This is a genomic window from Streptomyces sp. NPDC001709 (assembly GCF_053596375.1).
Genome location: NZ_JBSFGB010000009.1, coordinates 26,740 through 41,774 on the forward strand (window position 1 = coordinate 26,740; position 15,035 = coordinate 41,774).

At 72.3% G+C, this 15,035-nt stretch carries 17 protein-coding genes; 10 read left to right on the plus strand and 7 right to left on the minus strand.

All coding sequences use genetic code 11. The annotated features are described in order from the left end of the window. The first annotated feature begins 47 nt into the window (after positions 1–47). Positions 48–1,565 carry a glutamate--cysteine ligase gene (locus ACWC0C_RS16020; RefSeq protein WP_450864530.1) on the plus strand — a complete coding sequence of 506 codons (1,518 nt, stop codon included), beginning with the start codon at positions 48–50 and terminating at the stop codon, positions 1,563–1,565. A gap of 464 nt (positions 1,566–2,029) precedes the next feature. Beyond that, positions 2,030–2,830, plus strand: a complete 801-nt coding sequence (locus ACWC0C_RS16025) for a CPBP family intramembrane glutamic endopeptidase (RefSeq protein ID WP_449195558.1) — start codon at positions 2,030–2,032, stop codon at positions 2,828–2,830. 21 nt (positions 2,831–2,851) lie between these two features. Here the strand turns inward: ACWC0C_RS16025 and ACWC0C_RS16030 are convergent, their stop codons facing one another. Continuing rightward, positions 2,852–3,664 carry a PhzF family phenazine biosynthesis protein gene (locus tag ACWC0C_RS16030; protein WP_450864531.1) on the minus strand — a complete coding sequence of 271 codons (813 nt, stop codon included), beginning with the start codon at positions 3,662–3,664 and terminating at the stop codon, positions 2,852–2,854. A 45-nt stretch (positions 3,665–3,709) separates the two neighbouring features. Next, the gene (locus ACWC0C_RS16035; protein ID WP_449195346.1) at positions 3,710–4,144 is read right to left on the minus strand and encodes a hypothetical protein; all 435 of its coding nucleotides are present in this window, start codon (positions 4,142–4,144) and stop codon (positions 3,710–3,712) included. A 91-nt stretch (positions 4,145–4,235) separates the two neighbouring features. Here ACWC0C_RS16035 and ACWC0C_RS16040 point away from each other — a divergent pair, with 91 nt between their 5' ends. Both ACWC0C_RS16040 and ACWC0C_RS16045 read left to right on the plus strand, forming a co-directional pair. Further along, a complete protein-coding gene (locus ACWC0C_RS16040) occupies positions 4,236–4,598 on the plus strand; it encodes a MerR family transcriptional regulator (RefSeq protein ID WP_450864532.1) in 363 nt (120 codons plus the stop codon). Positions 4,599–4,749: 151 nt separating this feature from the next. Then, positions 4,750–5,376 carry a PadR family transcriptional regulator gene (locus ACWC0C_RS16045; protein WP_450864533.1) on the plus strand — a complete coding sequence of 209 codons (627 nt, stop codon included), beginning with the start codon at positions 4,750–4,752 and terminating at the stop codon, positions 5,374–5,376. Between the two features lie 72 nt (positions 5,377–5,448). On the opposite strand, the gene ACWC0C_RS16050 is transcribed toward ACWC0C_RS16045, so the two are convergent. Then, the gene (locus ACWC0C_RS16050) at positions 5,449–5,877 is read right to left on the minus strand and encodes a type II toxin-antitoxin system Rv0910 family toxin (protein WP_449195349.1); all 429 of its coding nucleotides are present in this window, start codon (positions 5,875–5,877) and stop codon (positions 5,449–5,451) included. Between the two features lie 344 nt (positions 5,878–6,221). Here ACWC0C_RS16050 and ACWC0C_RS16055 point away from each other — a divergent pair, with 344 nt between their 5' ends. From ACWC0C_RS16055 to ACWC0C_RS16065, 3 genes are all read left to right on the plus strand, one after another. Beyond that, positions 6,222–6,752: a Clp protease N-terminal domain-containing protein gene (locus ACWC0C_RS16055; RefSeq protein ID WP_450864534.1), complete on the plus strand. Its 531-nt coding sequence runs from the start codon at positions 6,222–6,224 to the stop codon at positions 6,750–6,752. 127 nt (positions 6,753–6,879) lie between these two features. Then, positions 6,880–7,884 (plus strand): EamA family transporter, encoded by a 1,005-nt coding sequence (locus ACWC0C_RS16060; RefSeq protein WP_450864535.1) that lies wholly within the window; start codon positions 6,880–6,882, stop codon positions 7,882–7,884. Between the two features lie 189 nt (positions 7,885–8,073). Next, entirely contained in the window at positions 8,074–9,024 is a 951-nt protein-coding gene (locus tag ACWC0C_RS16065; protein WP_450864536.1) for a DMT family transporter, read from the plus strand. Between the two features lie 68 nt (positions 9,025–9,092). On the opposite strand, the gene ACWC0C_RS16070 is transcribed toward ACWC0C_RS16065, so the two are convergent. Beyond that, a complete protein-coding gene (locus ACWC0C_RS16070; RefSeq protein WP_450864537.1) occupies positions 9,093–9,773 on the minus strand; it encodes a pyridoxamine 5'-phosphate oxidase family protein in 681 nt (226 codons plus the stop codon). A 92-nt stretch (positions 9,774–9,865) separates the two neighbouring features. On the opposite strand from ACWC0C_RS16070, the gene ACWC0C_RS16075 reads away from it, so the two are divergent. Next, a complete protein-coding gene (locus ACWC0C_RS16075; protein WP_450864538.1) occupies positions 9,866–11,197 on the plus strand; it encodes an aminotransferase class I/II-fold pyridoxal phosphate-dependent enzyme in 1,332 nt (443 codons plus the stop codon). Positions 11,198–11,229: 32 nt separating this feature from the next. Here ACWC0C_RS16075 and ACWC0C_RS16080 read toward each other — a convergent pair whose 3' ends face one another. Then, entirely contained in the window at positions 11,230–12,171 is a 942-nt protein-coding gene (locus ACWC0C_RS16080; RefSeq protein WP_450864539.1) for a DMT family transporter, read from the minus strand. 74 nt (positions 12,172–12,245) lie between these two features. On the opposite strand from ACWC0C_RS16080, the gene ACWC0C_RS16085 reads away from it, so the two are divergent. Continuing rightward, the gene (locus tag ACWC0C_RS16085) at positions 12,246–13,148 is read left to right on the plus strand and encodes a LysR family transcriptional regulator (RefSeq protein WP_449195356.1); all 903 of its coding nucleotides are present in this window, start codon (positions 12,246–12,248) and stop codon (positions 13,146–13,148) included. A 15-nt stretch (positions 13,149–13,163) separates the two neighbouring features. Here ACWC0C_RS16085 and ACWC0C_RS16090 read toward each other — a convergent pair whose 3' ends face one another. Further along, positions 13,164–13,634, minus strand: a complete 471-nt coding sequence (locus ACWC0C_RS16090; RefSeq protein WP_449195357.1) for a pyridoxamine 5'-phosphate oxidase family protein — start codon at positions 13,632–13,634, stop codon at positions 13,164–13,166. 138 nt (positions 13,635–13,772) lie between these two features. Between ACWC0C_RS16090 and ACWC0C_RS16095 the strand changes: the two genes are divergently transcribed. Continuing rightward, a complete protein-coding gene (locus ACWC0C_RS16095) occupies positions 13,773–14,414 on the plus strand; it encodes a cysteine hydrolase (RefSeq protein ID WP_450864540.1) in 642 nt (213 codons plus the stop codon). Positions 14,415–14,424: 10 nt separating this feature from the next. Here the strand turns inward: ACWC0C_RS16095 and ACWC0C_RS16100 are convergent, their stop codons facing one another. Beyond that, on the minus strand, positions 14,425–14,940 hold the full coding sequence (locus ACWC0C_RS16100) for a Rieske (2Fe-2S) protein (RefSeq protein ID WP_449195359.1): 516 nt from the start codon (positions 14,938–14,940) through the stop codon (positions 14,425–14,427). Between the last annotated feature and the right edge of the window lie 95 nt (positions 14,941–15,035).

The window sequence follows — 15,035 nt, forward strand, 5'->3', positions numbered from 1 at the left end:
CCCGGCGGCCGGATCATCGGCCCGCCCATCCGAGGAGGGACGCTTCGATGGGGGAGAAGGTCGTGGCGGGGCAGTTCGACCTGTCCGATCGCCAGCGCTACCGCGAAAAGCTCCAGAAGTGCCTCACGGGACTGGAGTGGCTGTTGCGCGAGAAGCGATTCGACCGACCCAAGAACCTCATGGGAGTCGAGATCGAATTGAATCTCGCGGGGCCCGACGGCATGCCGAAAATGTTGAACGGGCAGGTACTGGAGCGCATCGCGAGCCGCGATTTCCAAACAGAACTCGCCATGTTCAACCTGGAAGTCAACATAGCGCCACACCGCCTGGGCGGGCGGGTATTCGACCGGCTCGCCGAAGAACTGCGCACCTCGCTGGCTTATGCCGACCGGAAAGCCGGTGAGGTGGCTGCCGGCATCGTCATGATCGGCATCCTGCCCACGCTCGACCGCGACGACCTGGTCTCCTCCAACCTCTCCGAGGTCGACCGCTACACCCTGCTCAACGACCAGATCGTGGCCGCGCGCGGCGAGGACTTCCGGCTCGACATCGAGGGTGTGGAGCACCTGGTCTGCACCTCCAAGTCGATCGTCCCCGAAGCCGCGTGCACCTCCGTACAGCTGCACCTCCAGGTCACCCCGGCCCGGTTCGCGGACGTGTGGAACGCGGCGCAGGTGGCGACCGCCGCACAGATCGCCGTCGGCGCCAACTCGCCGTTCCTGTTCGGTCACGAGCTGTGGCGCGAGTCCCGGCCCCCGTTGTTCCTGCAGTCCACCGACACCCGCCCGCCCGAACTCCAGGCCCAGGGCGTACGGCCGCGTACCTGGTTCGGGGAGCGGTGGATCGCCTCCGCGTACGACCTGTTCGAGGAGAACCTGCGCTACTTCCCCGCCCTGCTGCCCATGTGCGACGACGAGGAGCCGCTGGAGGTCATCGAGGCGGGCGGCACGCCCAGACTCGCCGAACTGGTGCTGCACAACGGCACGATCTACCGCTGGAACCGGCCGGTCTACGGCGTCGCGGACGGTGTCCCGCACCTCAGGGTGGAGAACCGGGTGCTGCCGGCCGGGCCGACCATCACCGATGTGATCGCCAACGCCGCCTTCTACTACGGCCTGGTGCGTGCCCTCGCCGAGGAGTCCCGCCCGGTGTGGACCCGGCTGCCCTTCGCCGCGGCCGAGGCCAACTTCGACACCGCGTGCCGGTACGGCATCGACGCGCGCTTGGTGTGGCCCCGCCGGGGACGCTACGGCGGCACGGGCGAGGTCGACGCGGTCACCCTGGTCCGCGAGGAGCTGCTGCCGCTGGCCTCGGCCGGGCTGGACGCGTGGGGCGTGGAGGCGGCCGACCGCGACCTCTACCTGGGCGTCATCGAGGAGCGCTGCCGGCGCCGGGTGAACGGGGCGGCCTGGCAGGCGGCCACGTTCCATCGGGCCCTCGAGCAGGGGCTGACCCGCGAGGCGGCGCTGGCTGCCACGACGCGGAGGTATGCCGAGCTGATGCACGTGGGAGAGCCGGTGCACACGTGGCCGGTGGGATTGCCGGAGCCGGCGCCCCTCGGGTGATCACCGGGCGAGGGGCGGGCTAGGCCCTGTCGTTTGGATCATCCCGGCGTCGCGGGGTCTGGCACGCACATCTGCGGCGTTGTCGTCGGTTGCCAACTCCCCCACGCTCGGCTTCTCCCCCACGCTCGGCTTCTCCCCCCACGCTCGGCTTCGCTCGCGCGGGGGGACCCCCATCGCGTTGGCGCCCTCCTCCGCCTTGCAGCTGCACGCACCAGACCCCGCTCGGGTCGGTTGGAAGGCGCCGTGACCTACAGCCGGCCTGATCCAAACGACAGGGCCCAGGACCTGTCGTCAAGTGCGCCTGCCCGGCGGCGTCCGGCACGCACTCCGAAGTCGGCGTGCTCGGCGCGAAGATCGGCATGCTCGGCGCGGAGAAACGGGCGCACGCCGTCCGCACATCTCCTTCTGCGATCCTTGCGAGGCAGAGGTGGGCCCTGGGGCCCATGAGCCGGCTGGAGGCAGGGGTGCAGGTGGAGGCTGACTCGGTGGCCGATTCCGGGGTGCGGGAGCGCGACCCTCGGCGGATCCTGCGGGACGAGACGCTGCTCGTCCTGGGGCTCTCGCTCGGGGCCAGCGGGGTCTCCGCGCTGATCAGCTTCATCGGCTCGGTCACCAAGCCGGGCGGGCTCAAGAACCAGGCGGCCACCCTCAACGCCTCGGCCGCGCCCGGCCGCCCCTGGCTGGACCTGGCCTGGCAGCTGTTCGGCATCGCCACCGCGCTCGTCCCCGTCGCCCTGGTCGCCCACCTCCTGCTGCGCGAGGGCAGGAGCCTGCGCGCCCTCGGCTTCGACCGCACCCGCCCCTGGCCCGACCTGGGCCGCGGGGCGGGCATCGCGGCCGTGATCGGCAGCACCGGCATCGCCTTCTACCTGGCCGCCCGCGGCCTCGGCTTCAACCTCACGGTGGTACCCGAGGCGCTGCCGGACGTGTGGTGGAAGTACCCGGTGCTGATCCTGTCCGCCGTGCAGAACGCCGTCCTCGAAGAGGTCATCGTCGTCGGCTATCTGCTGCGCAGGCTGGGCCAGTTGGGCTGGACCCCGGGGACCGCGCTGGTCGCCAGCGCGGTCCTGCGCGGCTCGTACCACCTCTACCAGGGCGTGGGCGGTTTCCTCGGCAACATGGTCATGGGCGTGGTGTTCGTGTACCTGTACCGCCGCTGGGGGCGGGTCGGTCCGCTGGTCGTCGCGCACTCCCTGCTCGACATCGGCGCGTTCGTCGGCTACGCCCTCCTCGCGGGCAAGGTGGGCTGGCTGCCGACGGCCTGAGCACCAGGGTCTGGCGCTCGCTCAGGCCCGCAGCTCGCCCTCGACGACCGTGACCGCGTGGCCGGTGAGCAGGGTGCGCTCGCCGCGCAGGCGGGTGCGGACCAGGCCGGTGCGGCGAGAGGCCTGCAGCCCGGTGAGGTCGTCGCGGCCCAGGCGCGCGGACCAGTGCGGGGCGAGCGCGGTGTGGGCGCTGCCGGTGACCGGGTCCTCGTCGATGCCGACGTTCGGGAAGAAGCAGCGGGAGACGAAGTCGTAGCCGCGGGACGGGTCCTCGGCGCAGGCGGTGGCGATGATGCCGCGCGAGGAGTAGGCGCCGAGGGACTTGTGGTCCGGCGCGAGGCCGAGGACCGTCTTCTCGTCGGCCAGTTCCAGCAGCAGGTCGCCGACGTTCGGGCCGGTGTCGAAGGCGGCGACCGGTTCCGCGCCGAGCGCCTCGGCGACTCCGGCCGGGATCTCGGCGCCGGTGAGCGGGGCCGTCGGGAAGTCGAGGGTGATCGAGCCGTCCGTTGCGGGGGTGGCGATGAGCACGCCACTGCGGGTGGCGAACCGCACGGGGCCGTCGTGGGCGCCGGTGGTGTGCAGGACGTGGGCGGTGGCGAGCGTGGCGTGCCCGCACATGGCGACCTCGGCGACGGGCGTGAACCAGCGCAGCGCCCAGTCCGCCTCGCCGCCCTCGGGCAGCGGGTGGGCGAACGCCGTCTCGGCGTGGTTGACCTCCATGGCGACGTTCTGGAGCCAGTCGTCGTCCGGGAAGACGTCGTTGAGGAGCAGGACTCCGGCCGGGTTGCCGGCGAAGGGGCGGTCGGTGAATGCGTCCACGATTCGAATGCGCATGACGGCGACGCTAGCGGCTGCGCACGGCGCCGGCCCAAGGCCAATTCACGAGTCCTGGCACATTTCCCGCCGGGTCGCGGCCCGCACCCGAGTCCACGGGGCGAGTTGGGCGATGCCGAACGAGACCTCCAGCAGGAGGAACGGCCACAGCACCCCGGGCCCTCCGTGCGCGAGCGCGTACGCCTGCCACAGGGAGAACAGGACGCGGGCGGTGCCGTCGAGGAGGCCGTGCAGGGGAAGCGGCCGTACGACGCGCAGGACGGACCAGACCAGCACGACCGAGCCCATCAGGTTGGCGTACAGGGTCTGCAGGGGGGTGAGCGCCGGCATGGTGCCGAGACCGGCCGCGTCGCCTCCGGCCGACAGCAGGTGGTGCACCAGTGCGTAGGTCCAGGGTGTCGCGAAACCGGCGGTGACGATCAGGTCGTACCAGCCGCTGGTGCGGACGAGGCGCAGATAGGCGGGGGCAGCAGGGGTCATCGGGGCTCCTGAAGAGGGCTCGCTCGGGCGCCGCCCACGCTAAACAGCGGAGTACGCTCCAAGGTCAAGTCGGCCCATCGGCGGGGGAGTCATGCGCATCGGGGAACTGGCCGCGCGCACGGGGCTGTCGAAGGACACCCTGCGCTTCTACGAGAAGGTCGGCCTGCTCGACGGCGACCGACTGCCCAACGGGTACCGCGACTTCCCGCCGGAAACCGTGATCTGGCTGCGCTACGTCCGCACCGCCCAGGTGCTCGGCTTCACCCTGGCCGAGATCGCCCGGCACGGCGAGGAACTGCGGGACGCGCCGGACAGCGCCGAGGCCCTGTCGGCCCTGTTCGAGGACAAGATCCGGATCATCGACGAGCGCATGGCCGAACTGACCGCCCTGCGCGCGGACCTGACCTCCCGCGTCGGCACGGGCTGCCCGCTGCGGGCGGCGGACCAGGCCTGACCGCCACGGGCGGCGGACCAGGGCTGACCGCCACGGGAGGGCGTCCATGGCGAGGGCCTTGTCATCCGATCGGTTCCGATATATCGTTGAGGCATCGCGAACGATACGCGATACATACGTGACAGATCAGCGATGGAATGGAGTGATCGCGATGCGTACCCACGGATACGAGCGTGGACATGGCTACGAGGGCCCCGGTCGGCGGGGGATGGGCGGATCCGACGGGCGCCGCGCCGCCTTCGGGCCCTTCGCTCCGGGTGGCCCGGGGTTCGGCCCGGGCGGACCCGGATTCGGGCCCGGTCCCTGGGGACCCCGGGGGCGCGGCGGACCGAGGGGACGGGCGCGGCGCGGTGATGTGCGGGCCTCGATCCTGGCCCTGCTCAAGGACCGCCCCATGCACGGCTACGAAATGATCCAGGAGATCGCCGAACGTAGCGGCGGCGCGTGGAAGCCCAGCCCCGGCTCGGTCTACCCCACGCTCCAGCTGCTGGAGGACGAGGGACTGATCGCCAGCGAGAGCGAGGGCGGCAAGAAGCTGTTCGCCCTCACCGACGACGGGCGCTCCGCCGCCGACGAGGGCCCGGACGCCCCCTGGGAGGAGGCCTCGCGCGGAGTCGACTGGGAGGCCCTCAGCGAGATCCGCCAGGCCGGCTTCGGTCTGATGGAGGCCTTCGGGCAGGTCTGGAAGACCGGCAGCAAGGAACAGCGCGAGAAGGCGCTGGCCGTCATCAACGAGGCCCGCAAGAAGCTGTACCTGATCCTCGCCGACGAGCACTGAGGCCCACGGCAGGTGAGGCGCCCCGCGCGGTGATCCGCGCGGGGCGCCTTCGTGTGCCCGGCCCGCCCGGGCTCAGACGACCAGGCCGGCCAGCTTGCGCAGCGACTCGTTCAGCGCGGCCGTCGCCGAGTCCTTCAGCTTGCCCGCCATCAGCGAGACCGCCGCGCCGGTGAACTCGCCGTCGATGCGGACGGACGTGGCGTCGCCGTCGGGGGTGAGGGTGTAGCGGGTGGCGACCGTCACCGCCATCGGGCCCTTGCCGCGGATGGCGAACACCCGCGCCGGTTCCAGCTCCTCGATGGTCCAGTCGACCTCGGCCGGGAAGCCCATCAGCTTCATGTTCTCCTGGAACGTCCCGCCCACGGCCATAGTCTCGGGGCCGCCCTTCGGGAAACTCGTGTGGGTGGCGTTCCACTCCCCGTACGACGACCAGTCGGTGAGCTGGGCCCACACCTTCTCGGCCGGTGCCTGGATGCGTGCCTCCGCGCTGACTTCGGCCATGCGACCACCCCTTCGGATCGGGCGTAGCGGGCTACGGTGTCGCGGAACGTAGCCGCAGGGGCGCGAACATTCAATACTGATGAACCGTCAGGAATGGTGGCCGGCCCACCCGCGGGGTGTGGCGTGGTTGCGCACGGGGCACACGGCAAGGCGGCGCGCGCCGACGGGGTCGGATCGGCCGAATCTCCTCCGTAAGGATGAGATGTCGAACGCCGATGTCCACTCTGTGTGGGACGCCAAGATGGTTCCGCTCGTGGATGACGCGGCTCGCTGAGGCTGATGGGGTAGGGGATGTGCAACCCCGTACAACCCGCCGGACCGCCCATGAACAGGCAGTTCCGCACATGGACGACGATGCCGTGCTCGGCGCAGAGCTGGCAGCGGTGGTCGCCGGTGCCCGCCGCAGGGCCGTCCGGGACGGGGACCGGCAGATCGACACCGCCCATCTGCTGCACTCCCTCCTGGAACACGACCCCGAGGTGCGCGCCGCCGTGGGCGGGCCGCCGCAGCTCGCCCGGCTGTTCGGCTACCTCGTGCAGCGCAGCATCGGCTACGGACTGCGCTGGCAGGGCAGCGTCGAGGACTCGGGCGCGCTCGCCGTCGTCCCGGCTGCCGCCGTCCGCGCCGCACGCGACCCCCGGGACGCCCCCGGCTGGTCGCCCACCGCGGCCGCCGCCCTGGACGACGCCCGCGAGCGCGCCCGCCTGCGCGGCGAGCCCCGCGTCACGGGCATCGACCTGCTCGCCACGCTCACCGCGGACCCGGGATCCCGGGCCGTCGAGGTCCTCGACCGTGCCGGCATCCGTGAGCTGGACATCCGGGTCGAATCGGGTGCGGAGGACTGCCCTGAGCGCGCCGGCGTCCGCGAGCTGTGACACCGGGAGCGGGCCACCCGTGCCGCCCTGACGGCACGACCGCCCGCAGCTACGGCCGCACCTCGGTCGTCCAGCCCATGAGACAGGTGTCAACAGGGATGACGGTCATGTCGTCGCCTGTCATCATGTGCCGGTGCATACGTCAGAGAGCAGTCAGGGCAACCGCGGCAAAGGTGTCGGGCTCGGTCTCGCGCTCGCCTCGGCGCTGGCCTTCGGCGGGTCGGGAGTGGCCGCCAAGCCGCTGATCGAGGCGGGACTCGACCCGCTCGACGTGGTCTGGTTGCGTGTGGCCGGCGCCGCGGTCGTCATGCTGCCCGTCGCCGTACGGCACCGCGCGCTGCTGCGCCGCCGGCCCGCGCTGCTCGCCGGGTTCGGACTGCTCGCCGTCGCCGGTGTGCAGGCCTGCTATTTCGCCGCGCTCTCCCGCATCCCGGTGGGCGTGGCGCTGCTCATCGAGTACCTGGCGCCCGCGCTGGTGCTGGGCTGGGTGCGGTTCGTGCAGCGGCGGCCCGTGACGCGCGCCGCCGCGCTCGGCGTGATCCTCGCGGCCGGGGGTCTCGCCTGCGTGGTGGAGATCTGGTCGGGATTGAGCCTCGACGCCCTGGGTCTGCTGCTCGCGCTCGGCGCCGCCTGCTGCCAGGTCGGCTACTTCGTCCTGGCCGACCACGGCGGCGACGCGGGCGACGAGGCACCGGACCCGCTCGGCGTCATCGCCTACGGACTGCTCGTCGGCGCCCTCGTCCTGACGGTCGTCGCCCGCCCCTGGAGCATGCGCTGGTCGGTGCTGACGGGCTCGGCGGACATGAACGGCACCGCCGTACCGGCCCTCGCCCTGCTGGGCTGGATCGTGCTGATCGCCACCGTGGTCGCGTACGTCACCGGTGTGCTGTCCGTGCGGCGACTTTCCCCGCAGGTCGCCGGTGTCGTCGCCTGCCTGGAGGCGGTCATCGCGACCGTGCTGGCCTGGGTGCTGCTCGGCGAGCACCTGTCGGCGCCCCAGGTCGTCGGCGGAGTGGTCGTCCTGGTCGGCGCGTTCATCGCCCAGTCCTCGGCCCCCGCCAAGGGCCCCGCCGAGCCGGTGGCCGCGGGCGGCGGCGAAAGGGAGTTGTCGCCCCGGAGCACGGCTGCATAGGGTGCCGGTCATGCCGTCCACGCTCGTTCTTCCGCCCCCGGCCGCCTGAGGCGGGCCTCCGGGACACCCGCCCGGCGCATGTGCGCCGGGCCGGACGGTGCTGCCCGCAGATGAAGTCCGCGCGCCCCGCTGAAGCGGGCCGCCCTCGAACTTCCGCACCTCACAGTGCGCTTCTGCGGAGAGAATCCCTTGACGACGTCGAACGCCGCTTCCGGCCTGCCCATCGGGCGTGGCCTGCTCTATCTGATCATCACCGGTGCCGCCTGGGGTACGGCCGGCGCCGCCGCCTCCCTGGTCTACCGGACCAGTGACATGGGTGCTTTCGGGCTGTCCTTCTGGCGCTGCGCGCTGGGCCTCGTGCTGCTGCTCGCCGGACGGGGCATGCGCCCGCGCGTCCGCCCGGCGACCACGGAACCGCTGGTCCGCAGGGCCGGCCGGGTCCTCGCCACCGGCCTGGGCCTGGCGGTGTTCCAGACCGCCTACTTCGCCGCCGTGGAGTCGACGGGACTGGCCGTGGCCACCGTCGTCACCCTCGGCGCGGGCCCGGTCGTCATCGCGCTCGGCGCCCGGCTGCTGCTCGGCGAACGGCTCGGTGCCGGCGGGGTGCTGGCCGTCGCCGGGGCACTCGCCGGGCTGGCCGTGCTGACCTTCGGCGGCTCGGCCGCGACCGTGCGCCCGGCGGGTGTGCTCCTGGCCCTCGTCTCGGCCGCGGGCTACGGCGCCATGACCCTGCTGACCCGCTGGTGGGGGAGGGACGGCGGCGCCGACGCCTCCGACACCACCGTCGGGGCCTTCGCGGTGACCGGCCTGTGCCTGCTGCCGTTCGCGCTGCACGAGGGCCTGCTGCCGCACACCGCCCACCCGGCCCGGCTGCTGGGGCTCGTGCTCTACATCGCCGCCGTGCCCACGGCCCTCGCGTACGCCCTGTACTTCGCCGGGGCGGCCGTCGTACGGTCCGCCACCGTCTCCGTGATCATGCTGCTGGAGCCGGTGACCGCGGCCGTGCTCGCCGTCACCCTGCTCGGCGAGCGGCTCACGGCGACCACGGCGGTCGGCACTCTGCTCCTGCTCGGCGCGGTCGCGGGCCTGGCCGTGAGCGAGGCCCGCGGGGCCGGCCGCCGGGAGCCGGTCCCGGTGTGACGCTCCGCGCGGCGGCGCCGGGCGGACCGGTGCCGCCGCGGCCTGTGGCGTCTTCGGCCGGCCGGGTCCTACCGGGCCTTCAGGTAGTCCGGCAGCTCGATGCCGGGCGCCAGGTCGGCGTTGCGGACCGGGGCGCCGTAGCCCTTCTGGAGCGGGAGGACGCCGGCCCAGTACGGCAGGGCGAGGTCGTCCGGGTCGTCGTTCGCGCCGCCGGTGCGGACCTTGGCCGAGACCTCGTCCAGGTCCAGCCGGATCACCGCGGTGGCGGCCAGCTCCTTCTTGTTCGCGGGCCGGGAGTCGGCGGCGCGACCCGGTACGACGTGGTCCACCAGCGCGTCCAGGGCCGTCCGCCGCTCCTCGGGGTCGGTGACCTGGCGCGCGACGCCGTGCACCACCACGGAGCGGTAGTTGATCGAGTGGTGGAAGGCGGAGCGGGCCAGCACCAGCCCGTCCACGTGGGTGACCGTCAGGCACACCGGCAGGCCCGGATCGGCCTCGCCGGTCATCCGCAGCGGACGGGAACCCGTGGAGCCGTGCACATAGAGCCGCTCGCCGACCCGGCCGTACAGCGTCGGCAGCACCACCGGGGCGCCGTCGCGGACGAAGCCGAGGTGGCAGACGTACCCCTCGTCGAGTATCGCGTGCACCAGTTCCTTGTCGTACGCCGCCCGGTCCGCGGAGCGCGTGGGCACGGTGCGGTCGGTCGGGGCGTAGGCGGCGGCCTGGGTTTCCTCGGTCGTCCCCTGCATGGCGGTCCCTCCGTGGCGAGCAATGGCGAGCAATGGCGCGCTGCTGACGTTCGATATGGCACCAGCGATTGCACTAGTGCATAATGTTCTTTGTGCTAGGAGAGTATCCCATCGAAGGGCGCGGCGCAGCAGAGATCGCGGCCAGCGTCGAGCGCGCGGTCGGGGCCGGTGAGCTGCTGCCCGGTCAATCCCTGCCACCCATGCGGGAGTTGGCGACCCGTCTGGGCGTGAACCCGAACACCGTGGCGGCCGCCTACCGCACCCTGCGCGAGCGTGGAGTGATCGAGACGGCCGGCCGCAGGGGCAGCCGCATCCGGCCCAAGCCGGCCACCACCGGACGCGAGGAACTGCGCGTGCAGGTCCCCGCCGGGGGCCGCGACCTGGCCTCCGGCAACCCCGACCCCGCCCTGCTGCCCCCGCTCGCCCCGGCCCTCGCCACGGCGGCGGAGGAGGGCGACCGGCGGCCCGTCCGCTACGGCGACGACCCGGTCGACCCGGACCTCGTCCGCTTCGCCCGCGCCGAACTCGACGCCGACGGCGTCCCGGAGGGCCCGCTGACCGTGACGTCCGGCTCCCTCGACGCCATCGAGCGCATCCTCACCGCGCACCTCAGACCGGGCGACGCGGTCGCCGTCGAGGACCCCGGCTGGGGCAGCGTCCTCGACCTGGTCCCGGCGCTGGGCCTGCGCACGCTCCCGGTCGGCATGGACGACGACGGACCGCGCCCCGAAGACCTGCGCCAGGCCCTGGAGTCCGGGGCCCGCGCCCTGATCGTCACCGACCGCGCGCAGAACCCGACCGGCGCATCGGTGACCGCCACGCGCGCGCGTGCCCTGCGCGCGGTCCTGCGCGAGTACCCGCAGACCCTGCTGATCGAGGACGACCACGGCCACGGCATCGTCGACCTCCCGCTGCACCCCCTGGCGGGCACCACCCGCCATTGGGCCGTGGTCCGCTCCGCATCCAAGGCCTACGGCCCCGACCTGCGCGTGGCCGTCCTCGCCGGCGACCCGGTCACCGTCGACCGGGTACGCGGCCGCCAGCGGCTGGGCCCCGGCTGGGTGAGCCTGCTGCTGCAGCGTGCCGTGGTCCGGCTGTGGTCACAGGGCGCGGTGGACCGGGTGGCGGTGGCGAAGGCGTACGGCGCCCGCAGGGACGCGCTGGTCGACGCGCTGGCGGAACGCGGAGTCGTCTCGCACGGCCGCACCGGCATGAACGTGTGGGTGCCCGTCCCCGACGAGACGGGCGCGGTGGCCCGGCTCGTGCAGTCGGGCTGGGCGGTAGCCCCGGGCGCCCGCTTCCGCCTCAACAGCCGCCAGGCGATCCGCATCACGATCTCGACGCTCACGCCGGAGGACATCGCCCCCCTGGCCGACGCGGTGGCGGCAGCGGTACGACCGTCTCCGGCTCGGGTTTATGGGTAGGGGGACTGCGCACGCACCCCAAGTCCCTCCCGTCAGGCGCTCTTCCGCCGCACTTGGGTCAGCGCGGCCCCCGCCAGGACGATCAGTGCCCCCACCGGCGTGGTCCACCGCAACGACTCCCCAAGGACAGCCACTCCCGCAGCCGTTGCGATGACCGGAATGAAATAGGTGACCATCTGCGCGGTCGTGGGCCCGACTTCGGAAACCAACCCGTACTGGATCAGAACCGCCAGCCCCGTCCCCAACGCCCCGAGCGCGGCGACCGCGAGCAGCGGGACGAGCGGGAAATGCGCGGGGAAGCTGGTGAGCAAGGGCGTCACCACGGCCAGTTGAAGCGCTGCGAGCATCAGCTGCGCTCCTGTCATCGACAGGTGCGAGTTACCGGTGCCGGCCAGCGTGCGCCGGACATAGATCCAGCCGATCGGATAGCTCAGCGAGGCCAGCAGCGCCATCGCCGTACCCGTGGCATCCAGCCCGTGGAAGCCCTGCCAGGCACCGAGCACCGTCAGCACTCCGAGGAAGCCGAGACCGAGTCCGGCCACGCGGACCCGGGTCGGCCGGTCCTCGGAGAGGGCGACCAGGGACAGGGCCATGCCCCACAGGGGCGACGTGGCGTTGCAGATGCCGGCCAGGGTGGACGGGATCGTCAGCTCGGAGTAGGCGAAGAGGGAGAACGGCAGGGCGTTCAGGAAGAACGCGGCGACCGCCATGTGCCCCCACAGCCGGGCGCCGCGCGGGAGCTTCTCCCGCTTGACCGCCATCGTCGCCGCCAGCACCGCCGTACCGAACACCAGACGCCCGAGGGTGACCTGGAACGGCGCGTACCCCTCCGTGCCCACCTTGATCAGCAGGAAGCTGAAGCCCCAGATCAGGGACAGGGCGCAGAAGCGGAGCCGCCAGTCGAGGCGGGCGCGGGGACGGGTGGAGGTGGGGGACTGGGACTGGGTTCGGGGCGCGGTGACCGTGCTGCTCATGCACTCAACCATGCTGGAGACAACCTCGTAGCACAATCGAGATTTCTCACGCGGTACCTCGTAGAATTCCTTACATGTTGAATCTGGAGCGCCTACGCACCCTGGACGCCCTCGCCCGGCACGGCTCGGTCAGCGCGGCAGCGGACGCGCTGCACGTGACCACGTCCGCCGTCTCCCAGCAGCTGGGCAAGCTGGAGCGGGAGGTCGGCCAGCAGCTGCTCGCCAAGAACGGCCGCGGAGTACGGCTCACGGACGCCGGCCGGCTGCTGTCGGAGCACGCGGCGCGCATCCTGTCGCAGGTCGAACTGGCCGAGTCCGATCTGGAGGCGCACCGCGGGCAGGTCGTCGGCGAACTACGGCTGTCGGCGTTTCCGACCGCCGCCCGCGGACTCTTCCCGGCGGCGCTCGGCGCGCTGCGGGCGGAGCACCCCGGGCTGCGCGTCCGCTCCAGCGAACTGGAGCCGGAGCAGGGCATCGCCGGTGTCGTCCGCGGCGACCTCGATCTCGCAGTGGTCCTGGACTGGTACAACAAGCCGATGCCCGTGCCCGACGGTCTGGTCAAGGCGCCCCTGCTGGACGACCCGGCCGATGTCGCCATGCCGGTCGGGCACCCGCTCGCCGGCCGGGGCGAGGTGGATCTCACCGAGTTCGCCGAGGACGAGTGGATCACCTGGGGCGAGGGCGAGTTCTGCCACGAGTGGCTGATGTTCACCCTGCGGTCCAAGGGCGTCGAGCCGATCGTCGGCCACCGCGCCGGCGAGACCCACACCCAACTCGGCCTGGTCGCCTCCGGGTTGGGTGTGTGCATCGCGCCGCTGCTGGGCCGGCACCCGGTCCCGGACGGCGTGGTCCTCGTGCCGCTCAAGCAGCGGGTGCGCCGGCATGTGTACGTGGTCTGGCGGGCGGACGCCGACCGCCGCCCGTCGATCCGCGCGGCGGTCGAGGCCCTGCGCGCCGCCGCGCGGAAGGTCGGGTGAGCATTCGGCTCAGGTCTACGCCCCACCCAGCTTCCGGAAGTCCCAGGAGACGATCTTCTCCGGCGTCAGCCGTGCCCAGGCGTGCCGGCCGTCGTGCGGCATCTCGTCCAGGCCGAAGTTCTTCCGCGCGAACAGCGTCTCCGCCGTGTCCAGTTCGGCGCACAGCTCCCCGGTGCGCGGCACCTCGCCCACGAACTCCACCCGGCCGGAGAGCTCGACGCCGCGCAACTGGTCGTACTCCTCGCCCGAGTCGACCACGACGGCCACCCGCGGATCGCGGCGCAGCTGTGTCCAACGCCTGCTGCGCACCACCGAGTACAGCCACAGCGAGGTGCCGTCCCAGGCGAACCACAGCGCGCTGACATGCGGAGTGCCGTCCGGTGAGACGGTCGCGACCCGGCAGGTGCGCTGATCGGTGAGGAACTCGTCCAGTTCGCCGGGCGTCATCATGATCTTCCGGCCCCGGCGCTGCTGAGTGACGGTCATGCGGCCCCCTCTTCTCCCACGTCGTGCCAGAGAACTATTGTGTGCAGGTGATCCTCTGACATCACGTCAGAAAAGAAAATGGGCCGTCGTCGAAGCGGCCGTCTTCAGCGGAGCGGACCGTCTTCAAAGGAGCGCGCCATGCCGTCGTACGAACAGCTCAGCGAACTCCTCGACCCCGTGAGCACCGTTCTGCTCACCGTGGAGTGCCAGCAGGGGGTCGTCGGGCCGGACAGCGCCCTGCCCGAACTCGCCCGCGAAGCCCGCTCCTGCGGCGCGCTGCGCAATGTGGCCCGGCTGGTCGCCGCCGCCCACGAGACCGGCGTCCAGGTCGTCCACGCCATCGCCGAGCGCCGCCCGGACGGCCGGGGCGCCAGCCGTAACGCCCGGCTGTTCCGGGCCGCCGAGCGGCTGCCCGTTCAACAGCTGAGCGGCACCACGGCGGTCCGCGTCGCGCCCCCGATCGAGGTCGCCGAGGAGGACCTGGTCGTACGCCGGCTGCACGGCCTGTCCCCGATCCACGGCACCGACGCCGACGCCCTGCTGCGCAACCTCGGCTGCCGCACGCTGATCGTCACCGGTGTCTCCGCCAACGTGGCGATACCCAACGCGGTGTTCGACGCGGTCAACCTCGGCTATACGGCCGTCGTCCCGGCCGACGCCATCGCGGGGGTGCCCGCCGACTACACCCCCGCGATGATCAGGCACACCCTCGCGCTGGTCGCCACGGTCGCGACCACCGACGAGGTGCTCGGCTGTCTCAAGCGGCCGCGCCGGCCCTGAGCGAGCCGGCTCAGGCGAGCTTGATGTCCTCGCCGGAGACGGTGATCTTCTCGGCGGGCAGCGGCTGTGTCGCCGGCCCCTGCTTCACACTGCCGTCCGTGACGGAGAAATGGCTCTGGTGACACGGGCAGACGATCACCCCGTTCGCCACGCTGCCCACCGCGCACCCCTGGTGGGTGCACTTGGCCGAGAACGCCTTGAAGGTGCCCGCCGTCGGCTGGGTGACGACCACGCCCTGGTCCTTGAAGATCTTGCCGCCGCCCTCGGGGATGTCGGAGGTCTTGGCGAGCGCGGTGCCGCCGGCGGAGCCGCCACTGTTCTGCGACGCTCCCGTGGAGCCGGTGCTCCCGGTCGACCCGGTGGAGCCGGTCGTGCCGGAGGATCCGGACCCGCTGTTGACCGTGTCGGACGAGTTGTCGCCCGAACCGCAGGCGGTCAGCGCGGCGGCGAGCCCCGCCGCTCCGGCCGCCGCCACGACGGTACGGCGGGCCGGTCCCGCAGCGTGCTCGGGAGATGCGCTGGTCATGTGGGTTCCCTTCCGCGGAGCTTCTCGTGATCCGTCCAGGGGTACGGCGCCCGGGCGCCACCCGTTCAGACGGGCACCCGGATCCTTGCCGTCCG